The sequence below is a fragment of the Microterricola viridarii genome (genome assembly GCF_001542775.1).
GTDB classification, from domain to species: Bacteria; Actinomycetota; Actinomycetes; order Actinomycetales; family Microbacteriaceae; genus Microterricola; species Microterricola viridarii_A.
This window is the reverse complement of record NZ_CP014145.1, coordinates 2,959,020-2,977,823: the sequence shown is the minus strand read 5'-3', so window position 1 is coordinate 2,977,823 and position 18,804 is coordinate 2,959,020. Positions and strand designations below refer to the sequence as shown.

Annotated in this window: 19 protein-coding genes and 1 tRNA gene; 16 read left to right on the top strand and 4 right to left on the bottom strand. The window is 68.4% G+C overall.

Annotated elements, in window-relative coordinates:
- Positions 1-72: 72 nt before the first annotated feature.
- Positions 73-480 carry a RidA family protein gene (locus AWU67_RS13630; protein WP_067230142.1) on the top strand — a complete coding sequence of 136 codons (408 nt, stop codon included), beginning with the start codon at positions 73-75 and terminating at the stop codon, positions 478-480.
- Between the two features lie 152 nt (positions 481-632).
- Complete coding sequence (locus tag AWU67_RS13625; RefSeq protein WP_067230139.1) at positions 633-1,427, top strand: CPBP family intramembrane glutamic endopeptidase; 795 nt, start codon at positions 633-635, stop codon at positions 1,425-1,427.
- 92 nt (positions 1,428-1,519) lie between these two features.
- Here AWU67_RS13625 and AWU67_RS13620 read toward each other — a convergent pair whose 3' ends face one another.
- Complete coding sequence (locus AWU67_RS13620) at positions 1,520-2,545, bottom strand: LLM class flavin-dependent oxidoreductase (RefSeq protein ID WP_067230136.1); 1,026 nt, start codon at positions 2,543-2,545, stop codon at positions 1,520-1,522.
- A gap of 183 nt (positions 2,546-2,728) precedes the next feature.
- Here AWU67_RS13620 and AWU67_RS13615 point away from each other — a divergent pair, with 183 nt between their 5' ends.
- The 3 genes from AWU67_RS13615 to AWU67_RS17400 all read left to right on the top strand — a co-directional run bounded on the left by AWU67_RS13615 (position 2,729) and on the right by AWU67_RS17400 (position 5,939).
- Positions 2,729-4,219, top strand: a complete 1,491-nt coding sequence (locus AWU67_RS13615) for a hypothetical protein (RefSeq protein WP_129586724.1) — start codon at positions 2,729-2,731, stop codon at positions 4,217-4,219.
- A gap of 120 nt (positions 4,220-4,339) precedes the next feature.
- Positions 4,340-5,353 (top strand): LLM class F420-dependent oxidoreductase, encoded by a 1,014-nt coding sequence (locus AWU67_RS13610; RefSeq protein ID WP_067230129.1) that lies wholly within the window; start codon positions 4,340-4,342, stop codon positions 5,351-5,353.
- A 142-nt stretch (positions 5,354-5,495) separates the two neighbouring features.
- Complete coding sequence (locus AWU67_RS17400; protein ID WP_160329764.1) at positions 5,496-5,939, top strand: hypothetical protein; 444 nt, start codon at positions 5,496-5,498, stop codon at positions 5,937-5,939.
- Between the two features lie 101 nt (positions 5,940-6,040).
- Here AWU67_RS17400 and AWU67_RS13600 read toward each other — a convergent pair whose 3' ends face one another.
- Positions 6,041-6,763, bottom strand: a complete 723-nt coding sequence (locus tag AWU67_RS13600) for a flavodoxin family protein (RefSeq protein WP_067230121.1) — start codon at positions 6,761-6,763, stop codon at positions 6,041-6,043.
- An 87-nt stretch (positions 6,764-6,850) separates the two neighbouring features.
- Here AWU67_RS13600 and AWU67_RS13595 point away from each other — a divergent pair, with 87 nt between their 5' ends.
- The 6 genes from AWU67_RS13595 (at position 6,851) to AWU67_RS13575 (ending at position 10,815) form a co-directional block, all read left to right on the top strand.
- Positions 6,851-7,249, top strand: coding sequence for a VOC family protein (locus tag AWU67_RS13595; RefSeq protein ID WP_129586722.1), 399 nt, complete (start codon positions 6,851-6,853; stop codon positions 7,247-7,249).
- A 139-nt stretch (positions 7,250-7,388) separates the two neighbouring features.
- Positions 7,389-7,526 carry a hypothetical protein gene (locus AWU67_RS17560; RefSeq protein WP_199922294.1) on the top strand — a complete coding sequence of 46 codons (138 nt, stop codon included), beginning with the start codon at positions 7,389-7,391 and terminating at the stop codon, positions 7,524-7,526.
- Positions 7,527-7,603: 77 nt separating this feature from the next.
- Positions 7,604-8,008: an MmcQ/YjbR family DNA-binding protein gene (locus AWU67_RS13590; protein WP_067230115.1), complete on the top strand. Its 405-nt coding sequence runs from the start codon at positions 7,604-7,606 to the stop codon at positions 8,006-8,008.
- Positions 8,009-8,047: 39 nt separating this feature from the next.
- A tRNA-Arg gene (locus tag AWU67_RS13585) sits at positions 8,048-8,120 on the top strand.
- A gap of 351 nt (positions 8,121-8,471) precedes the next feature.
- Positions 8,472-9,479 carry an aminotransferase class I/II-fold pyridoxal phosphate-dependent enzyme gene (locus AWU67_RS13580; RefSeq protein ID WP_335339044.1) on the top strand — a complete coding sequence of 336 codons (1,008 nt, stop codon included), beginning with the start codon at positions 8,472-8,474 and terminating at the stop codon, positions 9,477-9,479.
- Positions 9,457-10,815, top strand: a complete 1,359-nt coding sequence (locus AWU67_RS13575; protein WP_082717002.1) for an O-acetylhomoserine aminocarboxypropyltransferase/cysteine synthase family protein — start codon at positions 9,457-9,459, stop codon at positions 10,813-10,815. The genes AWU67_RS13580 and AWU67_RS13575 overlap by 23 nt, the downstream gene beginning before the upstream one ends.
- A gap of 27 nt (positions 10,816-10,842) precedes the next feature.
- On the opposite strand, the gene AWU67_RS13570 is transcribed toward AWU67_RS13575, so the two are convergent.
- Entirely contained in the window at positions 10,843-11,220 is a 378-nt protein-coding gene (locus tag AWU67_RS13570) for a hypothetical protein (RefSeq protein WP_067230112.1), read from the bottom strand.
- A gap of 38 nt (positions 11,221-11,258) precedes the next feature.
- Between AWU67_RS13570 and AWU67_RS13565 the strand changes: the two genes are divergently transcribed.
- On the top strand, positions 11,259-11,840 hold the full coding sequence (locus tag AWU67_RS13565; RefSeq protein ID WP_082717001.1) for a PadR family transcriptional regulator: 582 nt from the start codon (positions 11,259-11,261) through the stop codon (positions 11,838-11,840).
- Here the strand turns inward: AWU67_RS13565 and AWU67_RS13560 are convergent.
- Positions 11,822-12,541 carry a FadR/GntR family transcriptional regulator gene (locus AWU67_RS13560; RefSeq protein ID WP_067230109.1) on the bottom strand — a complete coding sequence of 240 codons (720 nt, stop codon included), beginning with the start codon at positions 12,539-12,541 and terminating at the stop codon, positions 11,822-11,824. The two genes, AWU67_RS13565 and AWU67_RS13560, sit on opposite strands and share 19 nt — an antisense overlap.
- Before the next feature lie 80 nt (positions 12,542-12,621).
- Here AWU67_RS13560 and AWU67_RS17020 point away from each other — a divergent pair, with 80 nt between their 5' ends.
- From AWU67_RS17020 to AWU67_RS13540, 4 genes are all read left to right on the top strand, one after another.
- Positions 12,622-14,532 carry an amidohydrolase gene (locus AWU67_RS17020; RefSeq protein WP_160329763.1) on the top strand — a complete coding sequence of 637 codons (1,911 nt, stop codon included), beginning with the start codon at positions 12,622-12,624 and terminating at the stop codon, positions 14,530-14,532.
- 5 nt (positions 14,533-14,537) lie between these two features.
- On the top strand, positions 14,538-15,890 hold the full coding sequence (locus tag AWU67_RS13550) for an MFS transporter (protein WP_067230105.1): 1,353 nt from the start codon (positions 14,538-14,540) through the stop codon (positions 15,888-15,890).
- 52 nt (positions 15,891-15,942) lie between these two features.
- On the top strand, positions 15,943-17,712 hold the full coding sequence (locus tag AWU67_RS13545) for an AMP-binding protein (protein WP_067230102.1): 1,770 nt from the start codon (positions 15,943-15,945) through the stop codon (positions 17,710-17,712).
- A 154-nt stretch (positions 17,713-17,866) separates the two neighbouring features.
- Positions 17,867-18,727, top strand: coding sequence for a hypothetical protein (locus tag AWU67_RS13540; RefSeq protein WP_067230098.1), 861 nt, complete (start codon positions 17,867-17,869; stop codon positions 18,725-18,727).
- Positions 18,728-18,804: the final 77 nt, after the last annotated feature.

Here is an 18,804-nt window from a genome sequence, read left to right as displayed (position 1 = left end):
ACTCTCGGCTGCGTGGGGAAGCTGGGCTCGGCTCCCCGCGAGGTGGCCCCGCGTGCCGCTAGGCTCTGGGCCATGCCTGGCTCCGTGCGCCTCATCCGCTCTGACACCCTCTCCGACGTTGCGCAGTACGCGTATGCGGCGACAGCCCCCAAGGAAGCGCGCCTGATCTTCCTCGCCGGTGCGTGCCCGCTTGCCGCCGACGGCACCACAGCCGCCGTGGGCGACTACGCCGGGCAGGCCGCCGTCTGCATCGAGACGATGACGAGCGCACTGGCGGCCGCGGGGGCGACGATCGAGGATGTCATCAGCACCCGTGTCCTCGTTGCGTCCTCCCGGCAGGCCGACCTCGTGGCGGCGTGGAACGTTGTCAGAGAGGCCTTCGGCGCGCACGACGTGCCCAGCACGCTGATGGGGGTGACGGTGCTGGGCTACGACAATCAGCTCGTCGAGATCGAGGCCGTCGCCGCCGTCGTGGACTGACCGGGCGGTGGACGCCGAGTGGCTTTGCCATCGGGCCGCTCTGTCGCGCCGACCCAAACACCCTTTTCGTTCTGTGTGTCGCTCTCCCGCGAGCGATCAGGCCAATACGATCGCGTGCATCGCAAGATCCCAAACGAGAAAGTGCAAACGTGATGTCTGAATCGCCCACTGCGACGCTTCGTGTCCGCCCCCGCGTCTGGATCGGCCTGGCAATCTGGCTGGCCTACACCGCACTCGTGTTCATCGTGGGAACGCTCTCCGGCGTCCCCTACACGCAGTTCGGCCGCGACGGCGAAAGCCTGTTCCTCGGCGCCGGGCTCTCGCTCATCGTCGGCGCGATCTTCCTCGCCATCACGACGAGCCTCCTGGGGTGGTGGCGTCCTGCGCTCTTCGACCGCAAGCACAGTGCGCGCTGGCCCCTCTTCGTGCCCGCGCTCATGGTCGTCGCGTTGCTCATCAACCTCGCCAGCACCGACTGGGGCTCCTACGATGGCGCGTTCTTCGCGGCTTCCCTCGTGTTGCTGCTCGTGGGATTCACCGAAGAGCTGGCAACCCGGGGTCTCCTCCTCACGAGCCTCCGTAGCCGATTCGGGGAACTGTGGGTCTGGTTCATCAGCACGGCGGCCTTCGCCCTGATGCACCTCGTGAACGCGCTCATGGGGCAGGATCTCGGCACGACCCTCGCTCAGGTGGGGATGGCGTTCCTCGGCGGCACGGTGTTCTACATCCTGCGGCGCACGACCGGGACGCTGATCTGGGCCATGGTGCTCCACGGCTTCTGGGACTTCTCGACATTTGCGGTCGGCCACGGCACTCCTGGACCGCTCGCGGCTCTGGGCGGCACCGTCTACCTCATCGCGGGTATCGCCGGACTCGCGGTTGTCGCGTTCGTCATCCGAGGCTCACACGAGCGAATCGGCACCGATTCGTACGCCCTCACCAAGTGATCTGAGAGCCGGAACCCGCTCGATTCACTCCACTCACCAGAGAATGCTCCAAGACCGAAATCTTGGAGCATTCTCTGCTGACTCGATCAGGGCTACGCCAGGTTCGGCTCCCAGCCGATCGCGGGTGCGATGTGGTCGGCGATCGTCTGCAGCAGGCGGGCGTTGTAGTCGACGCCGAGCTGATTGGGGATGGTGAGCAGCACGGTGTCGGCGGCCTGCACGGCGGCGTCGGCGGCCAGCTCGGCCGCGATCTTGTCGGGCTCGCCGGTGTAGCTCTTGCCGAAACGGGCGATGCCGCCGTCGATGTAGCCGACCTGGTCTTCGCTGTCACGGCCGCCGCCGAAGTAGCGGCGGTCCTCGTCGGTGATGACGGGGATGACGCTGCGGCTGATCGAGACGCGGGGCGTGCGCTCCCAGCCCTGCTCGGCCCAAGCCGCGCGGAACAGAGCGATCTGCTCGGCCTGCAGCTGGTCGAACGGCACACCCGTGTCTTCGGTGAGCAGCGTGGAGCTCATCAGGTTCATGCCCTGCTCGGCCGCCCACTGGCCGGTGGCCCGGCTGCCGGCACCCCACCAGATGCGGTCGGCGAGTCCGGGGGACTGCGGCTCGATCGAGAGCGGCTCGTAGCTGCCCGTCATCTGCGGGTTCGGCTCGGCGACCCCGGCCCCGGTGATGGCAGCGCGGAACAGCTCGGTCTTGGCGCGGGCGAGGTCGGCATCCGCCACGCCCTCCGGCGGAACGTAGCCGAAGGTGCGCGCCCCGTTCATGGCCGGCTCGGGTGATCCGCGGCTCACGCCGAGCTGCAGCCTGCCGCCACTGATCAGGTCGGCGGCGGCCGCCTCCTCGGCCATGTAGAGCGCGTTCTCGTAGCGCATGTCGATGACGCCGGTGCCGATCTCGATGCGCGAAGTGCGCGCGCCGATCGCGGCGAGCAGCGGGAACGGTGAGGCCAGCTGCTTGGCGAAGTGGTGCACCCGGAAGTAGGCGCCGTCGATGCCGATCTCCTCGGCAGCCTCGGCCAGCTCGATGGATTGCAGCAGCACGTCGCTGGCGTTGCGCGTGCGGGAGCCGGGGATGGCCTGGTAGTGCCCGAAGGAGAGGAATCCGATGCGTTTCACACCGGATGCAGCGCTCAGGGTGCCGAGCTTATTCCTGCCCCAGACTACCGAGCATGCGATTCGCCTGGCCTGCGGTGCGGACGAGCGCTCACGGCCACAGCGCTCCAAATCAGCGGCGGCCGCTGCTGACAAGTTGCACAGCTTCCATTCAGACAAAACTCAGTTCCCCGCTAGGGTGAGCCAATGACCGCTGAAGATCGACACCTGCTACGCACGCTATCTCTACCTTCGCGTTACGAGCCGCTGGTGGCAAAGATCGGACTTGAAGTACTCAATATCCTCTTACCGCCGGCGACATCCACGGTCGAAGTGCTTGAAGAAGCAGCGGAAGCGGTCGCTTCTCTCGGTGAGGGTTTGTTCCTTCCCATCTACGCCGACTCAGGCACCGGGAAAACAACGCTGGCGGAGAACCTCACGACGTTCTTGCCAAGATCCTTCACCAAGACGCTCACCTTCATCGGCGACGTTTCTGCAGCAAACCTTGAGGCGGCACTTTCGCCCTTTGTGCGCGATGAGGTTGCGTCCAACGATGCGCGAATTATTCCGGTGAATGTGGACCATCGAGAGGGGCGCCCGGCCACTGCAGAAGAGGTGAGCGAAATCAAGCGATTTCTCCGCCAAGGAATTGGCCAGCGCGTACTACTGGTCTGGCCAGAGACTGTGCAGAGCAAGGCAGCGGCGATGTCGGAAGCGTACCGTGAGATCGCCGGGGTTGTGCCACTCGACCTTCCCGTTAAGGTCGATGGTCCTCCCGTAGATGCGTGGAGTGGCTTGGCCGCGCAGACACTCCAGCTAGCCAACCAAGTGGATTCGTTGGAGGCCCTTGTGGACCTTGCGGAGTACGACACTGCATCCTTTAGATCATTGGGCGACTTCTTAAAGCAGATCGCGCTGGACTTCAACAAACGACGGCTTGCACTCGAGAGGGAGACTGTAAAGCCAGTCGATATGACGATTCTCTTCGTGAGTGAGACGTCGGGCCACGGCATCCTCTCGAGCCTCACGTCGAGTAGGCGCTTCGGAATGCTAGATCCGAGCGCGCTCTTGCAAGCATGCGGCGATAGCGTCATTGGTAAGTGGTGGGCCGGGCACCGCGGACTGCTTGTCCAGACCATCGTCGCGCTGGACGCGCATGTGTTTTCAATTTCGCCGCCGCTGGCGCTTTCCACCTTCCGCCGCTACGGCCCTCCAGATGTTCAAGAAGCGCTTAGTTCACTTGGGCTTGCCTCGCGTACACCCGCGGAAGTGACTACATACTTGACGAGAAGTGACTTTGGTCGGCATCTCGCCCACGAACAGCGGTCCGTGGGCGAGACGCGTGGAAACCCCGCCGAAGAGGCCCGACAAATATTTGAGGCATTTGCCGACTACGTCGGCTTTCAGGGGGCAAAAGACAAGCAGCTCAATGTCGCGTTCGGCAAGGCGCTTGAAGCGAGCTTTGCCTTCGGTGGAGGCGATCAGCCCACCATTCGGGCGGAGAAGTCCGTGGATTTTCTTCCCGCGCTGCTCCCTGATGTGTCTATCGCGACCGAAGAGGGAATTCGTTGCTTTGAGTTCACCTATCGCAAGGGGGACTTCCTGCAGTCGAAGAACCGATCCACTGTCGCGCAGTATTGCCTTACGAAGCTCAAGAATTATGCGCGAGGAGTTGGATGGCTCTCGGCAACGGATTAGGTCAGAGCGAGTGATCTTGCAGGCTTGGCTGTGGGATCGCTGACTCGAATCCGATGCGTTTCACACCGGATGCAGCGCCTGAGAGCACGCCATTATTCCGGCCGCCCTAGACTGCCGAGCATGCGATTCGGAACTTTCATCCCCCAGGGCTGGCGCCATGACCTCGTCGACATCGATCCCAGTGAGCACTGGGACACCATGCGGGCCCTGGCCCAGTCGGCGGATGCCGGCCCGTGGGAGTCGATCTGGGTGTACGACCACTTCCACACCGTGCCCGCCCCCACCGACCAGGCCACGCACGAGGCGTGGACGCTGATGAGCGCCTTCGCCGCCGTCACCGAGCGGGTGCGCATCGGCCAGATGTGCACGTGCATGAGCTACCGCAACCCGGCCTACCTGGCCAAGGTCGCGGCGACCGTCGACATGATCAGCGGCGGCCGCACCGAGATGGGAATCGGCGGCGGCTGGTACGAGCAGGAGTGGCGTGCCTACGGCTACGGCTTCCCCGGCATCCCGGAGCGCCTCGGCCGCCTCCGCGAGGGCGTCGAGATCATGAAGCAGGCGTGGACGACGGGCGAGGCGACCCTCGACGGGCAGTACTTCCAGGTGAACAAGGCCATCGTGCAGCCGATGCCGCCGCAGCAGGGTGGTATCCCGATCTGGGTGGCCGGCGGCGGCGAGAAGGTCACGCTGAAGATCGCGGCCCAGTACGCCGACTACACCAACTTCACCGGCACGCTCGAGGAGTTCGACCATAAGAGCGCCGTGCTGCGCGGGCACTGCGAGGCGATCGGCCGCGACTTCGGCAGCATCACCCGCTCCTCCAACTTCAACACCATCATCGCCGACACCGAGGCGGAGGTGGCCGAGCGCATCGACGCCGTCGAGGCGCGCATGGCCCGCCACGTCGGCGCGGACACCGCCGCCGAGTACGTGCACGCGAACTACCACTCGGACGCCCCGGGCGTCGGCACGCCGGAGCAGGTGATCGAGCGCCTGCTCGAGCGCCAGAAGCACGGCCTCGGCTACTCGATCCACTACTTCCCCGAGGCGGCCTACGACCGCAGCACCCAGCAGCTGTTCGAGCAGACCGTGATCCCGGCGCTCGCCGAGGCGTCGGGCGACGATCTGTAGACTGTATACGCAAGCGACGAAGGCGCCCTTACCGGGGCGCCTTTGCGCGTTAAAACGGGCCGCGCAGTTGCGGCATCCGTTCGGCCTCACCAGGCATCACGCGATTGTCTGCGCTTGCACGCACCCAAGGAGATACACAGTCATGAAGTCGACCCGTATGGTCACCGTCGCCGCGCTCGCCCTGGGCGCCGCCCTCGCATTCACCGGTTGCGCCGCCGAGGCCACCCCCGAGAGCAGCCCCGCAGCCAGCTCCACCGTTGAGGCCTGCTCGGAGGTGCGCAACGTCACCAACGGTGCCCTGAACACCCTCGCCGGCGACCTTGCCGCCGACCCCGCCGGCAAGTCCGAGTACTTCGGCCAGCTGACCGAGCGCGTTGACGCGCTCCTCGGCACCGTCGACAACAAGTCGGCCGACGCCGCGTTCTCGAGCTTCGCCGCCGCACTGGGCGAGGCCGGCGCATACGTCGCCACCGTTTCGACCGAGGCCCCGGCCGAGGGCGCCGAGACCGACCCCGCCCTCATCGCCGCCACCACGGCCGTGCAGGACGCCGCCGCCGAGGCTGCCGCGAACTGCTCCGCTGAGTAAGTAGCGACGCCGAGCGGTAACGCTCGAACAGCAATTTCGAGACCCGGATGCCGGGGCGACACACGTGTCGCCCCGGCATCCGGCGTTCAGGCGTCAGCGCGCTAGCGGTATTCCGGGTTCGCCTCGAAGCCGAAGCGCTCGCCGTCGTCCCACTCGCGCCGCAGATTGCCGAACGCGGGGATACCGTCGTTCGCCTTCAACATGGCCGCCAGGTGCATCAGGTTCCAACTCATGAACGTGGTGTTCCGGTTCGTGAAGTCACTCTCCGGCCCACCGGAGCCCGGGTCGAGGTAGCTCGGCCCCGGGCCGATCTCGCCGATCCAGCCGGCGTCGGCGGCGGGCGGAATCGTGTAACCGATGTGCTGCATGCTGTAGAGCAGGTTCGAGGCGCAGTGTTTGACGCCATCCTCGTTGCCGGTGATGATCGCCCCGCCGACTTTGCCGTAGTAGACGTATTGCCCCGCCTCGTTGAACAGGCCGGACATTGCGTAGAGCCGCTCCACGATCCGCTTGGTGACGGAACTGTTGTCGCCCAGCCAGATCGGCCCGGCGATGACGAGGATGTCGGCGGCGCGCACCGTCTCGAACAGCTCCGGCCAGGCGTCGCTCGCCCAGCCGTGCTCTGTCATGTCCGGGTAGACGCCCGTCGCGATGTCGTGGTCGATCGCCCGCACCAGGTCGACGTGCACGCCCTGCCGGCGCATCAGGCCGGCGCTCAGGTCGATGATGCCTTGGGTGTTGCTGATCTCGGGCGAGCGTTTGAGGGTGCAGTTGATGAACAGTGCTCGCAGTCCCGCATAGTCAAAAGAAGTCGGGGTACTCATGGCCGTAGTCAAACACCGCGTTCCGGTGCTGGCTAGGGGTGGGCTGGGCGTTGTGCGCCCGCGCAGCCGCCTCTACAGTGGCGGCAAGTGACGGGAGCAGGCATGGGCACGCACTGGGGCAGGACGGTCGTGCTGGTGCACGACTACGACGAGGCGATCGCCTTCTACCGCGACGGCTTCGGCTTCGAGGTTCTCTTCGACGAGCCGGGGGAGGGCGGATTCCGGCTGCTGCACCTCGGCACCGGCGGCGAGACCGGCCTCTGGCTGATGCGGGTGCTGCCCGGCGACGAGCACCTGGTCGGTGCGCAGACCGGTGGGCATCCGCTGGGCGTGGTCTACGTCGACGACCGTGATGCCGCGCTCTCCCGTCTGGCCTCGATCGGCACGCTGCCGGCGCAGCCACCGGGCGCCGGCGCCGGCTCCCGCTGGGCGCACGTGCACGACCTGTACGGCAACCAGATCGTGCTGGTGCAGCTTTTCACCTAGTGCCAGCCCTCGGTGGGGCCTTTCAGAACCCGCCAACGTGGCAGTCAGCAGGGAATGAGCGCGAATCGGCGGCCAACGGTGCGAACCCGCGTAGCCTCAGCGCTACAGGGTCACCGTGGCTCTCGACGGAGGCACGACCATGGCAGAGAAAACTCAACGAAAAGCGACTGCCAAGAAGGCGGAGCGATCGCTGAAAGAAAAGCGGGCCGACAAGCGCGCGAAGAGCGAATCCTCATCGCGAGACAGCGACGCTGTCACGAACGTGAAGAAGCGCTAGCTGCGCTGGCACCCGTTGTCGATTGATCCTGGTCGGCGACGGGTGCCGCAGGCGCCGGCAGCGCCTAACCTGTCGACATGGATCACCCACCGATCTTCGAGCCCGGCGACCCGCTCGTGCAGCGGGTGCGTGAGCTCTGCCTAGACCTGCCGGAGGCGATCGAGGTGCAGGCATGGGGTCGGCCGACCTTCCGGGCCCGCAAGCCGATCTTCGTGCACATGGCCGCCTCGGCGCAGCGGCCGTACTCGATCGTATTCAAGACGGATCCGGACGAGCACGCCGCCTGGGAACAGGACGAGCGGTTCTTCCACCCGCCCTACTACGACGGCAGCAAATGGCTCGCGATCGACTTCGACCAGCCGCACACAGAGTGGAAATTCCTCGCCGAATTGATCGAGACGTCGTACCGCCAGGTGGCCGTGACACGCCAGGCGCGACTGCTCGAATTGGCGCGACCGCGTGGCTCGGGCTATAGTAACTAAGTTGCTTCTGAGCGCCTAGCTCGCCCAGATGCCCAACATGCGCCCGTAGCTCAACGGATAGAGCATCTGACTACGGATCAGAAGGTTGGGGGTTCGAATCCCTCCGGGCGCACAGACAAAACCCCGCAATCATAGCGATTGCGGGGTTTTTTGTGCCCTCTGATGGGTTCGGCGTATGTCGAATCATTTCAGCACCCATCGCGCCGGGCACGAGGCTGAGCGATGCTGGCTTCATGACCCCCGTACCGTGTGCGCCGACCGACACGCTTCGGCACGAGCGCAGCAGCATCAAGTGGACCCGGTTCCCCGCCGATGTGCTCCCCTTGTTCGTCGCCGAGATGGATTACGCCATCGCCCCCGCGATCGTGCAGCGTCTGGTGGAGCGGGTTCAGAGCTCCGACATCGGCTATCTCGACGGTCCGGGTGAGCTCGCCCCGGTCTTCGCCCAGTTCGCGAACGACCGCTGGGGCTGGGTCGTCGACCCGGCACACGTGCACCTGGCGACCGACGTCAGCGTCGGCATCGTCGAGAGCCTGCGGTTGGCGCTGCCGGCGGCCGGGCGGGTCGCAATCACGCCGCCGGTGTACCCGCCGTTCTTCGAGCTGGTCGAGGAGGCCTCGGCATCCGTCATCGAGGTGCCCCTGCGGCAGGCCGACGGCGGCTGGACCCTCAACCTCCCGCACTGGAGCGCGAGTTCGCGGCCGGCATCGACGCGTTCCTGCTCTGCAATCCGCACAACCCGCACGGCGTCGTCTTCGACCGGGCGACACTGGTCGAACTCGCCCGCATTGCAGCCAAACACGACGTGTTCGTCGTCTCGGATGAGATCCACGCGCCGCTGACCCACCCGGGCGTCACCTTCACCCCGTTCGCGCCGCTCGCAGCCGCGGCCGGCGGCCGGGCCGCCATCGTCACCTCGGCCAGCAAGGGCTGGAACATCGCCGGCGCCAAGTGCGCGATCATCGTGGCAGCGGATGCCGCCACCGCCGACCTGCTCAACCTGCTGCCAGAGGAGGTGGCGTGTCGCACCAGCATCCTGGGACTGCACGCCAACATCGTCGCGTTCCGCAGCACCGACTGGCTCGACGAGACGGTCGAGCGGATCGTGGCCAACGACCGCCTGCTCGACGAGTTGCTGCGCGCAGAGCTCCCCGCCGCCGTCTACCACCGGCCGCGCGCCGGCTACCTCGCCTGGCTCGACCTGCGCGGGCTGGGACTCGGCGAATCCCCGCACACCCGCATCCTGCATGAGGCCCGCGTCGCACTCAACGACGGCGCCAGCTTCGGCAGCGGGGGCGCCGGGTTCGCCCGGCTGAACCTCGCCTGCTCGCCGGAGACGCTGCGTGAGGCGGTCACCCGCATCGCGGATCTCGTCGCGCGCGTCGCGGGTGTTGCCGAGGGCGGCGCGGCCACCACAACAGAGGCCGCTACAACAGAAGGGACCGGCGATGCCGCACACCGAGCTGCCTGAGAACCGGCAGGCCGAGCAGGCCCCGGCAGCCCCACTCTTCGACTGGGAGGGCCTCGGCTTCGACACCCGGCAGGTGCACGCCGGCGACTACGCCGACCAGAACCGCGGGGCGCGCGTGCCCCCGATCACCCTGAGTGCCGGCTACGTGTTCGACTCCTTCGATGACGGCGTCGCCCGCTTCGCCGGCGAGTCACAGGAGCCCATCTACTCCCGGCAGGGGAACCCCACCAATGCCGTCGCCGAGCAGCGGATCGCGTCGCTGGAGGGCGGTACCGCCGCGGTCGTGGTGTCGTCGGGGCAGGCGGCCATCACCGCGGCCCTGCTCGCACTGGCCGAGTCCGGCGAGCACATCGTGTCGACGGCGAGCATCTACGGCGGCACCCGCATCCTGTTCGGCCGCAGCTTCCGCCGCTTCGGCGTGAGCGTCGACTACGTCTGGAACATCGACGACGACGCCGAGTGGGAGCAGGCCATCCGCCCGGAGACCAAGGCGATCTACACCGAGACCATCCCGAACCCGCGCAACGACGTCGTCGACATCGCCAGGATCGCCGAGGTGGCGCGCCGCCACGGCATCCCGCTCGTCGTCGACAACACGGTCGCGACGCCCTACCTGCTGCGGCCGTTCGAGCACGGCGCCGACATCGTGGTGCACTCCAGCACGAAGTTCCTCTCCGGCCACGGCGCCGGGGTCTCCGGTGCGATCGTCGATGGCGGCCGCTTCGACTGGGCCGCGACCAGCCGCCGCTACCCGTTGCTCACCGACCCGCCCCGGCCGGGAGCGGGCTCCTACCTCGACCGCTTCGGGCCGACCGCATACGCCCAGTACGTGCGCGAGGCCGTGGTCAACGACATCGGCCCCTCGCTCTCCCCGTTCAACGGATTCCTGCTGCACCAGGGCATCGAGACGCTGTCGCTGCGGATGGACCGCCACGTCGAGAACTCGCTGGCCATCGCCCGTTGGCTCACCGAGCAGCCGGAGGTCGTCGGCGTCGACTACGCCGGACTGCCGGAGAACCCGCTGCACGAGCTGGCGCAGCGCCACTACGGCGGCCGCACCGGCTCGGTGTTCGCCTTCACCGTCGCCGGCGGCATCGAGGGCGCCCGCGCCTTCTCCGACGGGCTGAGCGTGTTCAGTCGGATGACCGGCATCGGCGACACCCGCTCGATGGTGCTGCACCCGCTCACCACGACGCATGCGTCGTTCCCCGCCGAGCTGAACGCCCGCCTCGGCATCACGCCCGGGATGCTGCGGCTGTCGGTGGGCATCGAGTCACTCGACGACCTGCTCGCCGACCTCCGCCGCGGGCTCGATCGCGTGGCACGGCTGGCGTAGCCCTGGTTGTGACCACCCGCCGGGCGGTCAGGCGAGCGCGACGGCGAGGGTGAGCGCGGCCAGGACGAGGCAGCAGGGCGTCATCGTCATCCGTTCCGCGCGGCTGCGGGAGATCCCGTTCATGCCCGTGCCGAGCAGGAAGTAGCCGAAGAGCACCCACGCGCCCACGGCGCTCACCGCGCCCGGCAGCACCGAGATTACGGCGGCGCGATCGAGCAGCACGACGGCGAAGAGCGCATAGAGGCCGATCGACACGGCGCTGCCGATGCGCAGGGCGACGGGCAGGCGGGTGTGCGCACCACCCCAGGCAAATCGGCCGATCGGCGCCCCCGCGGCGAGCGCGCCTTGGAACACGGCGAGGCCGGCGAGGATCGCGGTCGCGGCGAACGCAGCAAGTGTGGGCACCTCTCGACCGTATTGTATCTGCCAGATATACTCAAGGGATGGTTCGCAAGCGATCACAGACGGAGCTGGCGGTGCTCGGCGCGCTGTCGCTGGCGCCGATGTCCGGCTACCGCGTGCGCGCGGAGATTCTCTCGACCCTCGGCCACTTCTGGGCCGAGAGTTTTGGGCAGATCTACCCGACGCTGGCCCGCCTGGAGGCGGCCGGGCTGGTGGCCCGCGACGCCAACGCCCTCTACGAGCTCACCGAGCCCGGCCGGCTGCGCCTCACGGACCTGCTCCGCGAGGCGCCCGAGGGCTCGCCGCCGCGCAACGGCGCACTGCTGCGCCTGTTCTTCGGCCGGGAGCTCGGCATCGACGGCTGCCTGGAGCTGTTCGACCAGCTGGAGCGCGAGGCGCTTGAGAAACTCCGCGTACTGGCGGGGATCCGGGCCGAGCTCGACCCGAGCGACCCCGACGAGCGTTTCGCCCTCATCACGGTGAGCGCGGGGGAGCACAGCGGCCGGGCCGCCCTGGACTGGATCGCCGAGAGCCGCGCTGCCCTGACCGCCCCGCCGATGCGCCCGGGCCACCCTCGCCTGGACCGCCGGGCGCCGGGCGCGGCTCAGTCTGCGCGCAGATAGCCCAGCCCGACCCCGACATCCACCGTCGAGCGCACGTGGGCGCGCAGCTCGCGGCGCGACCGCTCGGGGTCGCCGGCCAGGAGGGCGGCGCAGAGCGCGGTGTGAGACTGCGTGGTGAGACTGGCGACATTCGGCGGCTGCACCATGCGGCGCAAGATCTTGGTGAGCGAGGCCTGAATGCTGCGCTCGGCGTCGAGGAGCCGGGGCGATCCGCAGAGCTCCGCTATGTACCGGTGAAACTCGGCGTCGGCGAAACGGAAGGCGCTGGAGCTGAGCCCCGCCTGATGACTCGCATCGCGCAGCTCGACCAGGCGTTGCACCTCGGCCTCGGTGAGCTCGCCTGCCGCGATGCGCCCGGCGACCAGGGCGCTGGCCTCGCCGGAGATCGCCTCGCGCCACACCGTGAAGTCCGCGAACTCGGTGATGGTGGGCATGCTGTCATCCTGGAAGTACGCCGCCTGCGCTGCGTCCGCGTGGATGAAGGTGCCGCCGTTGCGGCCGCGCCGAGTCTCGATCAGGTGGAAGTCGCGCAGGGCCTGCAGTGCCGCACGGACCGTCATCGGCGCGACCTCGAATGCCTGCGACAGCTCGGCCTCCGTGGGCAACCGATCGCCAGGGCGCAGCTCGCCGGATCCGATCAGCTCGCCGATGCGCCGCACGATCGCCTCAGAGACGCCGGCCGAATGGATCGGCGAAAACAATCGGCCAGCGGGGTTGTCCAAGAAAACCTCTATCCTCTAGAGTTCAGACCACATAGTAAGCAATGCGGCTCGGAGGGGTCATGAGCAAAGAAGCAAAACGCGTCGCCATCACGGCAAGGCTATCGGTGGGCGACGGAGACCCGCGCGTCGCCGCGGCGAATGCCATCTTCCAGGATGTGGTCGAGCTGATCCGTTCCAACGGAATGGAGCCGGTGATCATTCGCGACGCCGAGCTGCCCGAGGGCATCGAGGGCATCGTGCTGCCCGGCGGTGGAGACATCGACCCCGCCCTGTACGCCGGCGAGCCCTGCGATGCGCTCTACGACGTGAACCCAGAGCAGGATGCGCTCGACCTCGCCGTGGCCCGGTACGCGATCGAGCAGAAGCTGCCCGTCCTCGGCATCTGCCGTGGCGCCCAGATCCTCAACGTCGCCCAGGGCGGCACTCTCTACGCCGACCTCGCGCCGAGTGACGTTCACCACTACCACGTGCCGGCCGAGGGTGAGGAGCTCAAGTTCCTGTGGCACGATGTGGCGGTCGAGCCGTCGCAGCTGCGCGACGCCTTGGGCGCGCCCACGATCTCGGTGGCGACCGGCCACCACCAGGGCATCGACCAGATTGGCGACGGCCTGCGCATCACGGCCCGTGCGGATGACGGCCTCGCCGAGGCGTTCGAAGACGAGACCGGGCGCATCCTGGGCGTGCAGTGGCACCCGGAGGCGCCAGACACCCCGCGGCCGAACAGAACGCGCCGTTCCTCGCGCTGGCACGCGCACTCGAGAGAGAAGAGAACCATGCCTGAACTGTCGCAGGTTGAGCAGGCCAAACAGCGCGCCGCCCAGACCCTGACGAGCGCGCAGGACACCGTGCTCGGCCTGCACCGCACGATCCACGCCCACCCCGAACTCGGGCTCGAGGAGCACGCAGCCGCCCGCGCGCTTGTCGCCGCCGTGGCCGAGCTCGGCTTCGACGCCGAGCTCGGCCTGGGCAGCCTGCCGACCGCCGTGCGTGCGGAGGCGGGATCCGGCGAGCTGGTGATCACGCTCTGCGCCGAGTACGACGCTCTGCCCGAGATCGGCCACGGCTGCGGGCACAACGTCATCGCCGGTGCCGCATTCGGCGCGTTCGCGGCCCTGGCACCGCTCGCCGACGAGCTCGGTGTCACGGTGCGGCTGCTGGGCACCCCGGCCGAGGAGAACGCGGGCGGCAAGGTGACGATGCTGAACGAGGGCGCATTCGACGGCACCCACGCGGCGCTCATGGTGCATCCAGCCGGCGAGGACGTGCCGTGGATGGACCCGCTGGCCTCCGGCATCCTGATGGTCGAGTTCACCGGCCGCGAGGCGCACGCCAGCGCGATGCCCTGGATGGGTGCCAACGCGCTCGACGCCATGACGATCATGCTCACCGCGATCGGCCTGGCCCGCCAGCAGTTGGAGCCCTACCAGCAGATCCACGGCGTGATCGATCACGCCGGCTCCGCCCCCAACGTCATCCCGGGTTCCGCCAGCGGCCGCTGGATGGTGCGCGCGGCCGACAAGGACTCGCTCCAGCGGGTCGTCGACGTCGTGCGCCGCTGCGCCGAGGCCGGAGCCCTGGCCGCAGCCGTCACGGTGTCGATCACGGAGGGCCCGTTCCGCTACGAGAACCTGACCCCGGATGCCGAGCTCACCGCGGCCTACATCGAGAACCTCGCCCGCGTCGGCCGCACGGCCGCAGCGCCCTGGCCGAAGGCCGGCTCCACCGACATGGGCAACATCTCACAGCGCTTTCCGAGCATCCACCCCATGCTCGGGCTGGGAGAGCCAGGAGTCGTCATCCACACGCCCGCGCTCGCCGCCCTTGCCGGGTCGGCGGCCGGCGACGCCGCCGTGCTCGACGGCGCGATCCTCCTCGCCGCCACCGCGATCGACGCCGCGCTCACCCCGCAGTTGCGCGCGCGCCTGCTCTCCGACTCCCCGCTGGCCACCGAGGCCACACAGAAAGGCTGACAACGATGTCGAGTACCTCCGAAACGACCACCCAGGCCGACGCCACCGCCGGCACACGTCCACCCACCAGACAGCTCCTCTCCGGCGTTGTCGGGATGATGCTTGAGATGTACGACTGGCAGGTCTTCGGCTTCATGGCCGTGTACGTCGCCGGTCAGCTGTTCGACCCGGCGGACCCCTTCGCCGGGCTGCTCAACGCACTCCTCGTCTTCGCGGTCGGGTTCGTCATGCGCCCGATCGGTGGCGCGCTCATCGGGGCGTACTCCGACAAGTTCGGGCGCAAGTCGGGCATGATCCTCGGCATGTACCTGCTCGGTGCGGGTTCGCTCGTGATTGCGCTGATCCCCAGCTACGCGCAGATCGGTGCCGCGGCCGGCTTCATCCTCGTTGCCGCCCGCATCATCCAGGGGCTGGGCGTCGGCGGGGAGCAGGGCGCCGCGGTGTCCTTCCTCAGCGAGATCGCCCCTCCCGGGAAGCGTGCGATGTACAACGCGCTCGGGTACATCGCGAGCTCGGTGGCCGTGCTCTTCGCCGTGCTGCTTGCCGCCGTGCTCCCGATGCTGATCGGCCAGGAGGCGATGGCCACGTGGGGCTGGCGCATCCCGTTCCTGCTCGGCGCGCTGTTCACCGTGTTCGCCGTGGTGATGCGTCGCACGATGACAGAGACGCAGCTCTTCACCGAGGCGAAGCAGGTCAACACGGAGCGCCGCTCCGCGCTGACCGTGCTCCTCACCCGGTACTGGAAGCAGAGCCTGATCACAATGCTGCTGATCTCCGGCTCGACCTTCGCGTACTACGTGTTCGTGCTGCAGTACGCGACCTATGCGAACATCGTGACCGGGATCCAGCTGTCCCAGGCCCAGATGCTGACCGCGTTGGTCATCGTGGTGTTCGCCGCGCTGCAGCCGCTCTTCGCCTGGGTCTCCGACCGGGTGGGTCGCCGCCGGGTGCTCCTGTTCTCCGTGCTCGGTGTGCTCGTCACCTCCTGGCCGGCGCTGTTCTGGGTCTCCGCCGACCCGGCCGTCGTGATCGGGCTCCAGATGCTCGTCGTGATCCCGGCCGCCGCGGGGGCGTCCGTCTCGAACGCCGCACTTGCGGAGCTGTTCCCGACCGAGGTGCGGGCCGTCGGTGTCGCGTTCCCCTACGCCATCGCCGTCGCCCTGTTCGGCGGAACCGCGCCGTACGTCATGACGTGGCTGGGTGGGCAGGGGCTGATCCTGCCGCTCGCCCTGTACGGATCGGTGCTGTGCGTGTTCTCCCTCATCGCCGTGCTGCTCATGCCGGATCGCGCGAAGGAGGCGCTGCACACGGAGGCCATCTCGACCAGTGCCGGCGCCGGGGCGGCGGCCAGCTACTAGGGCAGCGAGCGCGTCACGCCGCCTCGAAAGCGGAGCGCGGCAGAATAGAACAATGGCCGCCACCGACAGCACGCGCGAACACCCCGGAACGACGGCTCTAAGGGCCGCCCGCGACCAACTCCTCGAGCTGCGCAGCGACGGCGCGGCGGCACGCGCCGAATTCCGCTGGCCGGATGTCGGACCCGACTTCAACTGGGCCCAGCACTGGTTCGACGCGCTCGCAGCAGGCCCAGACGGCACCGGCAATGACGGCACCGCGCTGTGGATCGTCGAGGAGGACGGCAGCGAGGCCCGCTACAGCTTCGCCGAACTCCGCGAGCGCTCCGACCGCCTCGCCAACTGGCTGCGTGCAGAGGGCGTGCGGCCCGGCGACGCCGTCATGCTCATGCTCGGCAACCGGGTCGAGCTGTGGGACTCCATGCTGGCGGTGCTCAAGCTCGGCGCCGTCATCTTGCCCAGCTCCGTCGTGCTCGGCCCCGCCGACCTGACCGACCGCGTCGAGCGGGCAGCGGTGCGCTTCGTGATCGCCGACCCGACGGATGCCGCCAAGTTCGCCGACGTGCCTGGCGACTACCGCGGCATCTGCGTGGGCGCCGGAGTCACAGGAGGCCCCGCCGCGGCCCCCGCCGGCTGGCTCGACATGGCCGACGCGGCCGGCTCGCCGGCATCCGCCATCCAGAACACCGTCGGCAGCGGTGACCCGGCCCTGATCTACTTCACCTCCGGCACCACCAGCCTGCCCAAGATGGTGGTGCACAGCCACCTCTCCTACCCGGTCGGGCACCTCAGCACGATGTACTGGCTCGGCGTGCAGCCCGGCGACGTGCACATGGCCATCAGCTCGGCCGGCTGGGGCAAGCACGCCTGGAGCAGCTTCTTCGCGCCGTGGATCGCAGGCGCGACCGTCTTCGTCTACAACTACGCCCGCTTCGACGCCGCGGCGCTCGTCGCCCAGCTGGACCGCGCCGGCGTGATGACGTTCTGCGCGCCGCCGACCGTCTGGCGGATGCTGATCCAGAGCGAGGTGCGGCAGAAGCCGCACGCCCTTCGCGAGCTGCTCTCGGCCGGCGAGCCGCTGAATCCAGAGGTGATCGGCCGCATCCGCGACTGGTGGGGTTTGGAGATCCGCGACGGCTACGGCCAGACCGAGACCACGGCCCTCATCGGCAACACCCCGGGCACGCCGCTGGTTCCCGGCGCCATGGGCCACCCGCTGCCCGGCGTGAGCATTGCCCTCGTCGACCCGCTCACCGGCAAGCCGTCAGAGACGAACGAGGGCGAGATCTGCCTCGACCTCGCCAGCCGCCCGCTCAACCTGATGACCGGCTACCTCGGCGACCCGGAGCGCACCCGCTCCGCGATGCGCGGCGGCTTCTTCCACACCGGCGACGTCGCCAGCCGAGCCGCCGACGGCACGCTCACCTTCATCGGCCGCACCGACGACATCTTCAAGTCCAGCGACTTCAAGGTCTCGCCGTTCGAGGTCGAGAGCGTGCTGATCGAGCACCCGGCCGTTGCTGAGGCCGCCGTGGTCGGAGCCCCGGATGCCACCAGGCTCAACATCACCAAGGCCTACATCGCCCTGGCCGCCGGCGCCCTGCCCGACGAGGCGACCGCGTTGGCCGTGCTCGCGCACGCCCGCGCCGCCCTGCCGCCGTACATGCGGGTGCGCCGGATCGAGTTCTTCGAGCTGCCGAAGACCGCTTCAGGGAAGATTCGCAGGGTTGAGCTGCGCCAGCGCGAGGTCGACGCCGCCGCGGCGGGCCTACGCGCCCCGGGAGAGTGGCGAGAAGAGGACTTCCCGGGTCTCAAGCGCGGCTGAGGCGACGGCGCCGGGGGCGCCGCCAATCGGGCAAAATCCATGCGTTTGGATGCTTTACCCAGTGAAAACTGAGGTTTCGTCCATCCTCGTTGGTCATCCTTGATCCTTCGCGCCTGAGGGCGCCGCCCCCCAAACGAAGGATCATCCCCCAGTTATGCAGCCCGACTCCAACGCCCCCACGACCACCGCAGCCCCGAGCCGCCCCGACACCGCCGAAGAACTCACCCGCTCGCGGAACCGCCTGACCGCACAGCGTCGGGCACGGCGCCGCATGCTCGCCGCTGGTGGCGTGCTGGCCGTCGGAGTCATCGCAGGCACCGCCTTCACCGTTGCCGGTGTCAGTAACCAGCAGGCCGCCGCACATGAGGCCGCCGTCCTGAACGCCGGTTCCTCCCTCAACAACGACGCACAAGATGTCTACGGCGGCCTCGTCGCCGCCCACGCCAAGAAGGACGCCGCGGCCACCATCGATGCCGCCGGCGTGGCCCTCGCCGGCGCTGAGGGCAAGGTTGACACCGCCCCGCTGGCGGCATCCGTCGCATCGCTCGAGGGCTTCGAGCTGCTCGCCTTCGACGACCTGACCAACCGCACGGCGCAGACCCAGTCCCAGATCGGCACCGTGCAGGCCGCCGTCGCCGAGTACGACCGGGCCCAGGCGGCGCAGGCCGCCGCCGCAGAAGCCGCGGCCCAGCTGGCGAACGCCAACACGCCGGACGGCGCCAGGGCCGTGGCCCGCACCATGGCCGCCGAGAAGTACGGCTGGGGCGCCGACCAGTTCTCCGCGCTCGAGCAGCTGTGGCAGAAGGAATCCGGCTGGTCGTACACCGCCTACAACGACTCGAGCGGCGCCACCGGCATCCCGCAGTCGCTGCCCGGCAGCAAGATGGCCACCGCAGGCGCCGATTGGGAGACCAGCGCCGCGACCCAGATCGCGTGGGGCCTGGACTACATCGCCCGCAGCTACGGCACCCCTGCCGCCGCGTGGTCGCACTCGCAGGCGATGAACTGGTACTAAGCCGCACCTGACAAGCAGCGCCCGGAGCACGCTCCGGGCGCTGTTTTTGTGCCCGGTTACGGCGCGCGCGCCGCTGT